Source organism: Sedimentibacter hydroxybenzoicus DSM 7310 (assembly GCF_013403245.1).
Taxonomy (GTDB): Bacteria; Bacillota; Clostridia; order Tissierellales; family Sedimentibacteraceae; genus Sedimentibacter; species Sedimentibacter hydroxybenzoicus.
Map to the genome: position 1 here is coordinate 26,043 of NZ_JACBNQ010000028.1, position 12,430 is coordinate 38,472.

Below are 12,430 nucleotides of genomic sequence, written 5' to 3' on the forward strand. Positions count from 1 at the left end.
TGAAAGATATGTACGGTCTGAAAATTAGTAAGATTGAAGGTGAAATCTGTCTGCATCTTGATAATCCACAGTAGATACATCCACTTCCATATTTTATCCCTAATTACACACTATAAACCGTTGGGTAAAAATGCATTCGCAAGAACTTTCCGTGGTTCTATCCATTTGCACGGACACCAACATAATCACGCTGACTATAACCATCAGGACCTTGAAAGAGGCTTGCGGCGGTTTGATGTTGGTGTAGATGTAAACGATATGTCCTCAGTAAGTATAGATAATATAGTAGCATTTTTTACGATATAAAAATAGGATTGTACTCAATTTGTACTCAAAGGACAAAACAAAACGTCGGAAACCCAGTGTTTATGCGGGTTCCCGACATCCTTTTATTTACTCAAATTCTATAGTTGACGGTGGCTTGCTTGTTATGTCGTAAACTATACGATTTACGTTGTCTACTTCGTTTACTATTCTGTTTGATACTTTTTCCAGTACTTCGTATGGGATGCGTGCCCAGTCGGAAGTCATACCGTCTGTGGAGGTTACTGCTCTAAGGGCGATTGTATGTGAATATGTTCTTTCGTCTCCCATTACACCAACGCTTCTGATGTTGGGAAGTGCTGCGAAGTACTGCCATATTTCGTTGTTTAAGCCTGCTTTTTTAATTTCATCTCTGAAAATAAAATCTGCTTCTCTGATGATTTTTAATTTATCTTCTGTCACTTCTCCTAAGCAGCGGATTGCTAAGCCGGGTCCCGGGAATGGCTGTCTTTCAACTATTTCTTCGGGTATACCAAGTTCTCTTCCCACTTCCCTGACTTCATCCTTAAATAATTGTCTGAGAGGCTCTAGAAGTTCAAAGTCTACATCTTCCGGAAGTCCTCCAACGTTGTGGTGGCTCTTTATTACTGAAGCAGTAGATGTTCCGCTTTCTATAACGTCCGGATAGATTGTACCTTGAACTAAATAATCTATATGACCAAATTCATCTTTTAATTTTTGTTTTTCCTCTTCAAAAACTCTTATAAATTCTTCACCTATAATTTTTCTCTTGGTTTCAGGGTCTGTAACACCTTTTAATTTACCTAAAAATCTTTCGACCGCATTTACTCTTATTAAATTCATTTTGAATTTTTCTTTGAATATTTTTTCAACCTGATCACCTTCGTCCTTCCTTAAAAGACCGTGATCAACAAATACACAGATTAGGTTTGAGCCAATTGCCTTATGAACCATTACTGCTGCAACAGATGAATCTACTCCTCCGGACATGGCGCATAATGCCTTTTTATCACCAACCGTTTCTTTTATTTTTTGGATTGAATCTTCTGCAAAATTACCCATATTCCAATCCTTAGAAAGGCTGCAAACATTGAATAAGAAGTTTTGAATTATTTCTCTTCCTCTTTCGGTATGTTCTACTTCAGGATGAAATTGCACAGCATAAATTTTCTTTTCTTCGTTTTTCATGGCACAAACAGGGCACGTTTCCGATGATGCAGTTATTTCAAATCCATTTGGAGCTGTTTCTATATAATCTGTATGGCTCATCCAGCATAATGAATCCTGCTCAATTCCTTTAAACAGATCATCATCCGACTGCACATGAAGCTTTACTCTTCCATATTCCCTGAAATCTGCTTTATTTACTTTTCCTCCGAATTCCTGCGCTATAAATTGTCCTCCATAGCAAATCCCAAGAACAGGAACGTTTAAATTAAATACTTCGTTCGTAATTTTTGGAGCATTTTCTACGTAGACACTTGCAGGTCCTCCGGAAAGTATAATTCCCTTTGGATGTTTTTCCTTAATTTCATCAATTGTATATGTATATGGAACTATTTCACAATATACTCCTGCTTCTCTGACCCTTCTTGCGATGAGTTGACTATATTGTGCACCAAAATCAACTATTAATATCATTATTTACTCCTCTTCGGCTGATTCTACCTATATTTTTTATATAGATTATCAAAAAAACTTATTCGTGTCAAACAATAATTAACCGTTATTTTCGTAGAGAATTAAGTAAGAAAGCAGACAAACGTCTGCTTTCATTTACATAAATTCTATTTATGTTATTTTTTCTTTGGCATTGAATGTATAGCCTCTCCAACACAGCTGCACACGGCTTCATAAAACACTTCCGACAATGTAGGATGTGCAAATACGGATTCTTTTATATTTTCAATCGTAAGCTGGTTTCGTATAGCCATAGAGCCATCATGAATAATATCACTGGCATGGGGTCCCATTATATGGACGCCGATTATTTTATGACTTTCCTTGTCAGCAAGTACCTTTACGAAACCTTCTCCCTCTCCCATTGTAAGTGCTTTGCCGTTTGCTCCAAACATCGACTTACCTACAAGGTATTCAATATTACTAGCTTTTGCATCGTCTTCCGTCATACCGGATGTAGCAACTTCAGGGAATGTAAATATGCATGATGGTACTGCATTGTAATTTACATCTGCATTGTGACCGCCGCATAGCTTTTCAACGCATACCTTACCTTCTTCGGATGATATGTGAGCAAGCATGGTTCCGCCGATTACGTCACCTATGGCATAAACTCCTTCTGCAGATGTTTTATAATTTCCGTCAACCTTTATGCCTTTTTTGTCATATTCTATACCTGCCGCTTCCAAGTTTAAACCGTCGGTATTTGGCTTTCTGCCTGCTGCGGATAAAAGATAGTCACATTTTAATTCTGTCTTTCCTTTTTCGTTTTCTACTATGCCTATTAACCCGTCCTCACTTTGCTGAACTTCTTTCAAACCAGTGCCGGTCATAATTTTTATGCCTTGCTTTTTTAAATAAGCTGTTAATTTTTTTGAAAGCTCATCATCTAATCTGAATAATATTTTTGGCATAAATTCAACAATGGTTACTTCTGAGCCAAACGAAGCAAATATGCTGGCAAGCTCCACACCTACTACACCTCCGCCAAGCACCACAAGACGCTTTGGAACTTCCTCGAAGTTTAATATTTCATCGCTTGATATAACTCCATTTAGATGAATTCCCGGAACAGGAACTAAGGATGTTGATGATCCGGTTGCAATAATTATGTTATCCGCAGTTATTTCTTCTATGCCTGATTCAGTTGCAACCTGAACGACCTTACTGCTTTTAAAGGATGCTTTTCCCTTTATAACCTCAATGTTGTTTCCTTTTAACAGTTGGTCAACTCCCGAAACTAATTTATTAACAACTTCATCTTTTCTTTTTTGAGCAGTTGACATATCGAAAGTAAATTCACCTAATGATACGCCAAATTCAATCATCTTTTTTAAGGAGTTGACTGTTTCCGCATTTTTATATAATGCTTTTGTAGGTATACATCCTCTGTTTAAGCATGTACCTCCCACTCTGCCCTGCTCTATAAGGGTTACTGTCTTTCCCAGCTGAGCTCCTCTGATAGCGGCTTCGTAGCCGCCGGGACCCCCGCCGATAATTACTAAATCTCTGTCCATTTTTCACCTATTTTTTATATCGTGTTATTGGTTTTCTTGCTGCCGTCGCTTCATCCAATCTTGAAACTACGGTTGTATGTGGTGCAGAAGTTACTAGTTCCGGATTATTCTCTGCTTCATCTGCAATTTGTCTCATTGCTTCAATGAATTTATCCAATGTTTCTTTTGATTCGCATTCTGTCGGTTCGATCATCAATGCTTCAGAAACAATAAGAGGGAAGTAAATTGTCGGAGGATGATATCCGAAGTCTAACAATCTCTTAGCTATATCCAATGTGGATACACCCTTTTCTTTCTGCCAGATTCCTGAAAGCACACATTCATGCATGCATATTCTGTCTACCGGAAGATAATATTTATCTTTTAACCTGCTTGCAATATAGTTTGCATTTAAAACAGCATTTTGAGCAACTTCTCTTAATCCGTCAGGACCCATGCTCAGTATATATGCATATGCTCTCGCATATACGCCAAAGTGTCCATAAAATGATTTTACTTTTCCTATTGAAAGCGGCCTGTTATAATCAAATGCATACTTATCTTCTGATTTAACGACTACAGGAACAGGCAGGAAATCTGCTAAATGTTTTTTAACTCCAACAGGTCCGGAGCCAGGTCCGCCGCCGCCGTGAGGGGTACTGAATGTTTTATGAAGATTCAAGTGAACAACGTCAAATCCCATATCTCCCGGTCTTGTGATACCCAGAATCGCATTGGCATTTGCACCGTCATAATACATCAGCCCGCCGGCTTCATGTACTATTTGGGATATTTCTAAGATATTTTCATCAAACAAGCCTAATGTATTTGGATTTGTAAGCATAAAGCCTGCGACTTCATCGCTCATAACTGCTTTCAGGCTCTCGATATCCACCAAGCCTCTGTCATCGGATTTTATCTCTACAACATCAAAACCTGCAACTGCCGCTGAAGCAGGATTTGTACCGTGGGCAGAATCAGGCACTACAATTATATTTCTTTTAAAATCACCTTTGTTCCTATGATATTCCTTCATGATCATAAGACCTGCCAATTCACCGTGAGCTCCGGCCGCAGGTTGAAGAGATATATCATCCATGCCTGTAATTTCTGAAAGCATATTATTTAAGTTGTAAATCAATTCCAATGCGCCCTGAACTGTTTCTTCGGTCTGGTATGGGTGAACCTTTGCAAAACCATCAAATCTTGCAACAGCTTCATTCATCTTCGGATTATACTTCATTGTACAACTTCCTAAAGGATAAAACCCTGAATCAACTCCGTGATTTCTTTGGGATAGCTGGGTGAAATGTCGAACTGCATCTAATTCACTTACTTCGGGAAGCTCAGGTGCTTTTGATCTCAGATATTTACTGTCTATTCCTCCGCAAACAGGTACATCACATTCAGGCAGCGAATATGCGTTACGGCCTGTTTTACTTATTTCAAATATTAAAGGTTGATGTTTAAGCATATTATTCTACCGCCTTTCTTACTAAATCATCTATTTCTGCTTTAGTACGTTTTTCTGTAACAGCAATCATCCATCCGTCTTTTAATTCAGGATACTGCGATTCCACTTCATAGCCGCCGATAATATTCTTTTTCAGCAGCTTACTATTAAGCTCGTTTACTTGTTCGACGCTTTTCACCACAAATTCTTTGAAGAAGGGAGCATCGAATACAGGACTGAATTTTCCTGTTTTAATCAATTCATCATAAGCGTAATGAGATTTGTTGTAACACAATTCCGCTACCTTTTTAAGGCCCTCTTTTCCCATTAAAGTCATATATATTGTAGCCGTCAATGCATTTAGTGCCTGATTTGAGCAAATATTAGAAGTTGCTTTTTCTCTTCTTATATGCTGTTCTCTGGTTTGCAGTGTCAGTACAAAACCTCTGTTTCCCTCCTTATCAACCGTTTCTCCTACGATTCTTCCGGGTATTTTACGCATTAATTTATCGGTAACTGCCATATATCCTAAGGACGGACCTCCGAAGCTCATGGGATTACCTAATGGCTGACCATCACCAACCGCTATGTCAACACCTGACTCTTCAGGGCTTTTGAGAAGTGCCAAAGAGATAGGGTCTGCATTTAATATAATTAAGCTTTTATTCTCATGGGCCATATCCGCTATTGCCTTTATATCTTCTATAACTCCAAAAAAGTTCGGACTTTGAATTATAACAGCCGCAATATTATTGTTTAATTTATTTTTTAAATCTTCAACATCAACTTGTCCATTTTGATAGCTTAGTTCAGTGACAGTCATATCTCTGAATTTAGCATACGTATTTAAAACTTGTCTGTTTTCAGGATGTACACTTTTGGCAACTAAAATTTCTTTTCTCTTAGTCGATTCACATGCCATAATTGCTGCTTCTGTCATAGAAGTAGCACCGTCATACATGGATGCATTAACAACGGGAAGTCCTGTAAGCTCGCTTATCATTGTCTGATATTCAAATATAACCTGCAACGTACCCTGACTTATTTCCGGCTGATACGGTGTGTATGCAGTAAAAAATTCTTGTCTTAACAACAGTTGATCTATAACTGCCGGAATATGGTGATCGTATGAACCGGCTCCTAAGAAGCAAGTATAGTTATCAACGTTTAGATTTTTATTAGACAATGCTTTTAAATTTTTCATGAGCTCAATTTCGGATTGAGCCCTTGGTATATTTAAATCGCTTTTTAAAAGTACTGATTCAGGAACTGCGTCAAATAGGGAGTCCATGTTTGAAAGACCCACTTCTTTAAGCATTTGATCTCTGTCTTCATTAGTATTTCCAATATACCTTGCCATTAGCTCCTCCTTTAATGATACATATTTTCATATTCTTCTGCAGAAAGCAGATTGTTTATTTCAGTTGGATCTGACATATCAACAGCTATAAGCCATGCATCATATGCTGATTCGTTTATGAGACCCGGGTTATCCACAAGATCTTCATTAATTTCTACAACAGTTCCGCCTATAGGAGAATACACATCTGATGCAGCTTTTACCGACTCTAAAACTATACATTGATCTCCGGCTTCAACTATGATTCCTGTTTCAGGAAGTTCAACATAAACCACTTCTCCCAAATGATCCTGCGCATAATCTGTTATTCCTATATAGGCTTTGTTACCATCTACCTTAACCCATTCATGTGACTCTGCATACTTTAATTCATTTAATAACTTCATATAATCCTCCTGTTATTTACAATTGTACAAAATTGATTCAATTGTTTCATAATTTTTATTTACTAATATAAATACCCAATTTATATTGTTTTAATTCTATTTTTTTGCTAACATGCTCAGTAATAATATAATTTAATATTGTTTTATGTTATTTTTTATACTTCTTTGTATAAAATGGTTTTTTTATTACGACCGCTTTTAAATTTCTGTTTCTTACGGCAATTTCTATTTCTGTTCCTTCTTTTGCATAGGCAGTTTCTATTAAGGCAAGACCGATATTTTTCTTCAACGTCGGTGAGAAGCTTCCTGTAGTTACATAGCCAACTTTGTTTCCGTCAGCATATACTTCATAGTGACTTCTTGGTATGCCTCTGTCCACCATTTCAAAACCAACTAATTTTCTTTTTAAACCGGCAGCTTTTTGTTCCGCCAAGCTTTCCTTGCCGATGAAATTATCTTTTGCTAACTTAACACAAAATCCCAGTCCTGCTTCTAACGGTGTAATGTCTCTGTCAATTTCATGTCCGTATAACGGAAGGCAAGCTTCAAATCTAAGAGTGTCTCTCGCACCTAATCCTGCAGGTACCAGTCCCTCTTCTTTTCCTGCTTCAAGAAGTAATTTCCACATCTTAGGTCCATCTTCTGAAGCGAAATACAACTCAAATCCATCTTCTCCGGTATAACCGGTACGCGAAACCAACGTTTTCATTCCCCCAACATCAATATTATCAAGGAAGTGGTAAAATTCTATTTTGTTTAAATCTTCTGTAACTAATTTCTGCAATATATCTTGAGCATTAGGTCCTTGTAAAGCAAGCTGCGCATATTTTTCCGATACGTTTTCAACAGTTACATTACCAAATTCATTTTCCTTGAACCATTCATAATCCTTATCTGTGTTTGAAGCATTTACAACCAATAAATAATCTTCATTGTTATGTTTGTAAACCAGTAAATCATCAACCACTCCTCCGTCAGTATAGCACATTGTTGTATATACAATCTGGTTGTCTGTCAAGACTGTGATATCGTTTGTCACAACCGCTTGAATGTACTTTTCTGCATCTTGCCCCTTTACGGTGATTTCTCCCATATGGGAAACATCAAACAATCCGGCTTTGGTTCTTACAGCTTCATGTTCTGCAAGTATGCCCGTGTACTCTACGGGCAAGGCCCAGCCTCCAAAATCAATTATCTTTCCTTTCAATTCTAAATGATTTTCATACAATGGTGTCTGTTTCATATCATCACCTCTTTATATATTTTAATTAATTATGTTATTTATAAAAAAACAGAGATAATAACTTATGTCATTACCTCTGTCTTCACACAATTTGTTATTCAGAGTATTGTCCAAGTTTGGTCCTTTTGCCTGAAAGTTTCGTCACACTTGACCGGTGTGATTTGCTTCTTCGGCGTCCGTATAGGATCTCTCGCAAACTTTTCATACAATATATAATTATTAATTTTTTTGCAAATCAACTCAACGTAATAAAGTTGATAATAATATTATAAAGCTAACGTTCCCAGGTTGTCAACAGTTTTTCGCTCGTCAAAAAATCTACTTTCAAAATGTATATATCTTGCATTAAAATGATAATATATTAACAATGCTTCAACTTGACAATATTACTATATAATATTATGATTATTACATATTTCTTAATTTAAAAATTTAAATAAATTATGGAGGCAATATGAAAATACTTATTGCTTATGCAGGAAATAACAACACTACGCAGGATTGTGCAAATATTCTTAAAAACAAACTTCACAATGCGCATGTTATAAATTTAGCTAAACAACAACCTGATATTTCTGATTACGATACAATAATTATCGGAAGCTGTATAAGATTTAACGAAATCCACAATTTAGTAAAAATTTTCATAAGAGATAATATGAATTTACTTATGAAAAAAAATACCGCAATATATATATGCTGCGGTTTTCCTGAAAAAGCAAATCAGTACCTTCTTCATAATTTTCCGAAAAAATTGTTGAACAAATCATTTTCTATTCAATGTTTTGGAGGAAATTTAAAAGTTAAACCATATAAAATTCTTGATTTAATGATTATGAAAATTGTGCAAAAAAACTTTAAAACAAATGAAAAAAGTCCAACAAAAATAATTGAAGAAAATATTCTTGAAATGGTTAATGATATTGAGAAATTAAGCGACTGACACCAAATCTTTGATTTAGCTCAGTCGCTTATGCTATAAGTGCAAGTGATATAAAGAATGGTCTTTTGAAATATTCAAAAGACCTTCTATTTGTACAAACAACTAGGTTCCTGAAGCCAAGCAATCTTTGGGCGGTGTTCCTCATGCGAAGCATCAAGATTCCCGGAACCCACCAGAAATCTTTGATTTCATCGTGGGTTGGGTTCTTACTGTTGATTATTAAACTTTCTGTTTTTGTTATTATTATTGTTATTATTGTTGTTATTGTTATTATTATTGTTGAATCTGTTGTTATTGTCGCGATTTTCAAATTTGTTGTTATTATCGCGATTTTCAAACTTGTTGTTATTATCGCGATTTTCAAACTTGTTATTATTGTTGTTATTATTGTTGTTATTATTGTTGTTATTATTGTTGTTATTTCTGTTTTCTAATTTGTTGTTATTGTTGTTATTGTTGTTATTGAATTTGTTGTCAAATCTGTTATTGTTGTTATTCATTAGTTTCATCTGCTCCTTTAAATTTAGTTGACTGTCTAGTTTGGCTTGATCTTCCCAGTTATCTAACAATATATCATTCTTGCTTTTTGTAATGATCGATCACCTTCATTTAAAATATTTTAGGACGTGATTGCAATCTGCTTCCTCAGATATATTATTTACAATAGATAACTTATTATTTATCCAATTTTTAGTTAATATTTGGATTAATTTACATTTTAGTTAAAAAAATGATACAGGGCAATGCCGACAGCAATAGGGAGATTCAACGAATCTATACGATCAGTGTGTTTTATTAAAATACTTTTGCCTACAGATGAATATGACGAGTCCAAACCCTTGGCTTCATTACCAAAAACTAAAGAAAATAATTCGTTTTTATCATGGTGAACTTCTTTTAAAGAAATTGCGCCATCAAGCATAAATGTATACTTCTTGTGATTTTTAAACGAAGAATTATATCTATTAAAATTATCATAATATTTAAAGTTTATTCTGAACAACGAACCCATAGAGCCTCTTATAACCTTCGGATCAAATATATCAACACCCGGAGCTATGATTGCTAAATTGTTTAATCCAAATCCGGTGAGCGTCCTGATTATTGTTCCCATATTACCCATGTTACTGGGGTTTACCAATACAACATGAGATTCATTGTCATTTAATTCGCACTCATATTTTGAAAAAATTCCAACAACAAAATTGTTTTCTTTGTCACTTATGCGATTTATAACCTTATCGTTTACTTCCGTCTTAATATTATATTTTTTACACAATTCAAAAATATCTGTATCTGAATCTGTTTTATATTTAGAACTGACCAAAACCTTTATTACTTTTTCGGATTTTGACTTTATTAATTCAATTGTAGGAAATATTCCAAATGTATAAGAATATTCAAAAGATTTTTTATATGATTTAATGTCCATATTTTCCCCTAAAATAAACCTACTGATTTTAAAACAAAAATAAACATAAAAATTGTTATCGGGCTGAACAATGTTGTTATAAATACTAATTGCCCTGCCAGTTCAGAATTACATTCGTATTGCAAAGCCATCGTATAGCTTGAAACAGATACGGATGGTGCAGCCATGCTGAACAATGCTCCTAATTCAACCCCCCTGAACCCAAACATAACTGCTGATATAATCACTATTGAAGGTACAACCAACAGTTTTCCTACGGCAACCCTAAAAAGTAGTTTAATGTTTTTTCCTAAATTTTTTATTTCTATATCCCCGCCTAAAATTATCAAAGCAATCGGTGTTGCGGTTGCAGCAATATCTGAAATTGTTTTTTCAGCAAATTGCGGTATTCTAATATTTAATAGAGAAAAAATTATCCCCATACACGACCCGATTATTAATGGGTTTTTAATTACGGATACGATTGTTTTTTTATAATCACTTTTATCACATGAATACCAATCTAATATAAAAACCGCAAAGAAGTTATATAAGGGAATTATTATTGCCGTCAGGGTAGTAACCGTACCTAAACTTGAGGTCCCAAAAATATTGCTGCTTAAGGGTACTCCGAATAAAACAAAATTTGTTCTGTATAATCCCTGAATTACTATACTTCTATCCCTGTTTTCTTTAACCAATTTAGGCACTGTTATAAACAGTATTCCTACAATCACAAAATTTATTAATACGGCAAATAATATGAATTTTATATTTATTACTTCGGATATCTGACTTTTATATATATTATTAAAAAGAAGTATAGGTAAAAGTACTTTAAAGGCAAAATCATTTGCTTTTTCCAGAAATTCCTTGTCCAATAATTTTACTTTTCTAAGAAAAGTACCCATAAGCATAAGAGAAAAAATAGGTAAAATAACATTAAAAGAGAATATTAAGTTTTCCACAGCGTTTCCTTTCTGATATTTACTCTGTCAAATAAGCATATATCAATTGTATTGTATTGATTATCCCATCAATATGAGTTCGTTCCATTCCATGGGAGCCGTGAACACCCGGTCCGATTAATGCTCCCTTTATATCATTTCCGCCCTCTAATGAAGCCGAAACATCTGATCCGTACATCGGATAAATATCTACAGCATAATTTAAATTATGTTTTTTTGAAAGCTCAATAAGCTTATTAGTAATATCATAGTCATACGGCCCTGAGCTGTCCTTTGCACATATGGAAACATCCTGTTCCGTACATGATAAATCAAGACCTATACATCCCATGTCAATTCCTACAAGCTCATCTATATCGGCAGGTATATTAGAACTGCCATGACCAACTTCTTCGTAGGACGAAATTATTATCTTAACTTTATTCCTTGGTTTGATGCCCATTCTGATAAACAATTCCATAAGTGATAACGCACATACAGTTCCTGCTTTATTATCTAAATATCTTGATTTTATATATCCGGAAGAAGTAACTTCAAACTTTGGTTCAATGGATATAAAATCACCTGTTCCAATTTGCAATTTGATTACATCTTCTTTATTTTTAACTACCTCATCAATTCTAACCATCATGTTATCTTCTGTTCTTTCCTTTGTTTTAGCATCAGGATATACATGAGCAGCAGGCGAGGTTGAAAGCATCGTTCCGGTATATGTTTGTCCTGCTCTTGTATGTATTTTACAATACTCCCCATCAAGAGTTGAATACATATTGCCGCCTATTGATGTAATTTTTAAAGTTCCGTCAGAATTTACAGATCTGACCATTGCACCCAAGGTATCTACGTGAACAGGAATACCAATGCAGTAGCTGTTATCGTCACCTTCTATTTCAATTATTCTGTTACCCTTTTTATTTGAGGATATTTTATATCCATATTCGCTAACAACATTTTCTATATGAAGCATTACATTTTTCGTGTAACCTGTAGGGCTTGGAATATCAATTATTTCTTTTAGCAGCTTAAGAATAAATTCTTTGTTTATGTCCATGATTTGTCTCTCCTTGATATATTCTTTAATGATTATACTACTTTATCAACGAATTGCACAATACTTAATTGCATATATGCCACGACAAACGCATGAATGAGTTTCACAATTAAACTATTGAAAGATTAAATTTAAAAAAATATGATCCAGTTCA

11 protein-coding genes and 1 riboswitch are annotated in these 12,430 nt (G+C 34.9%); of the genes, 1 reads left to right on the forward strand and 10 read right to left on the reverse strand.

All coding sequences use genetic code 11. The features are described 5' to 3' along the window. Nucleotides 1-393 precede the first annotated feature (393 nt). From guaA to gcvT, 6 genes are all read right to left on the reverse strand, one after another. Nucleotides 394-1,926, reverse strand: coding sequence for a glutamine-hydrolyzing GMP synthase (guaA, locus tag HZF24_RS16610; RefSeq protein WP_179239490.1), 1,533 nt, complete (start codon nucleotides 1,924-1,926; stop codon nucleotides 394-396). A 155-nt stretch (nucleotides 1,927-2,081) separates the two neighbouring features. Further along, on the reverse strand, nucleotides 2,082-3,482 hold the full coding sequence (gene lpdA / locus HZF24_RS16615) for a dihydrolipoyl dehydrogenase (RefSeq protein ID WP_179239491.1): 1,401 nt from the start codon (nucleotides 3,480-3,482) through the stop codon (nucleotides 2,082-2,084). A 7-nt stretch (nucleotides 3,483-3,489) separates the two neighbouring features. Then, nucleotides 3,490-4,935: an aminomethyl-transferring glycine dehydrogenase subunit GcvPB gene (gene gcvPB / locus HZF24_RS16620; protein WP_179239492.1), complete on the reverse strand. Its 1,446-nt coding sequence runs from the start codon at nucleotides 4,933-4,935 to the stop codon at nucleotides 3,490-3,492. 1 nt (nucleotide 4,936) lies between these two features. Then, the gene (gcvPA, locus tag HZF24_RS16625) at nucleotides 4,937-6,274 is read right to left on the reverse strand and encodes an aminomethyl-transferring glycine dehydrogenase subunit GcvPA (RefSeq protein WP_179239493.1); all 1,338 of its coding nucleotides are present in this window, start codon (nucleotides 6,272-6,274) and stop codon (nucleotides 4,937-4,939) included. Between the two features lie 11 nt (nucleotides 6,275-6,285). After that, nucleotides 6,286-6,660 (reverse strand): glycine cleavage system protein GcvH, encoded by a 375-nt coding sequence (gene gcvH, locus HZF24_RS16630; protein WP_179239494.1) that lies wholly within the window; start codon nucleotides 6,658-6,660, stop codon nucleotides 6,286-6,288. Nucleotides 6,661-6,808: 148 nt separating this feature from the next. Continuing rightward, nucleotides 6,809-7,903 carry a glycine cleavage system aminomethyltransferase GcvT gene (gene gcvT / locus HZF24_RS16635; RefSeq protein WP_179239495.1) on the reverse strand — a complete coding sequence of 365 codons (1,095 nt, stop codon included), beginning with the start codon at nucleotides 7,901-7,903 and terminating at the stop codon, nucleotides 6,809-6,811. A 107-nt stretch (nucleotides 7,904-8,010) separates the two neighbouring features. Continuing rightward, nucleotides 8,011-8,108, reverse strand: a riboswitch (glycine riboswitch). 249 nt (nucleotides 8,109-8,357) lie between these two features. On the opposite strand from gcvT, the gene HZF24_RS16640 reads away from it, so the two are divergent. Further along, complete coding sequence (locus tag HZF24_RS16640; protein WP_179239496.1) at nucleotides 8,358-8,846, forward strand: flavodoxin domain-containing protein; 489 nt, start codon at nucleotides 8,358-8,360, stop codon at nucleotides 8,844-8,846. A 206-nt stretch (nucleotides 8,847-9,052) separates the two neighbouring features. On the opposite strand, the gene HZF24_RS16645 is transcribed toward HZF24_RS16640, so the two are convergent. The 4 genes from HZF24_RS16645 to HZF24_RS16660 all read right to left on the reverse strand — a co-directional run bounded on the left by HZF24_RS16645 (nucleotide 9,053) and on the right by HZF24_RS16660 (nucleotide 12,276). After that, nucleotides 9,053-9,346, reverse strand: a complete 294-nt coding sequence (locus HZF24_RS16645; RefSeq protein WP_179239497.1) for a hypothetical protein — start codon at nucleotides 9,344-9,346, stop codon at nucleotides 9,053-9,055. Between the two features lie 218 nt (nucleotides 9,347-9,564). Further along, a complete protein-coding gene (locus tag HZF24_RS16650) occupies nucleotides 9,565-10,278 on the reverse strand; it encodes a TrmH family RNA methyltransferase (protein ID WP_179239498.1) in 714 nt (237 codons plus the stop codon). Between the two features lie 8 nt (nucleotides 10,279-10,286). Next, nucleotides 10,287-11,225 carry an AEC family transporter gene (locus HZF24_RS19390; RefSeq protein WP_179239499.1) on the reverse strand — a complete coding sequence of 313 codons (939 nt, stop codon included), beginning with the start codon at nucleotides 11,223-11,225 and terminating at the stop codon, nucleotides 10,287-10,289. A 19-nt stretch (nucleotides 11,226-11,244) separates the two neighbouring features. Next, nucleotides 11,245-12,276, reverse strand: a complete 1,032-nt coding sequence (locus tag HZF24_RS16660) for a M42 family metallopeptidase (RefSeq protein WP_179239500.1) — start codon at nucleotides 12,274-12,276, stop codon at nucleotides 11,245-11,247. Nucleotides 12,277-12,430: the final 154 nt, after the last annotated feature.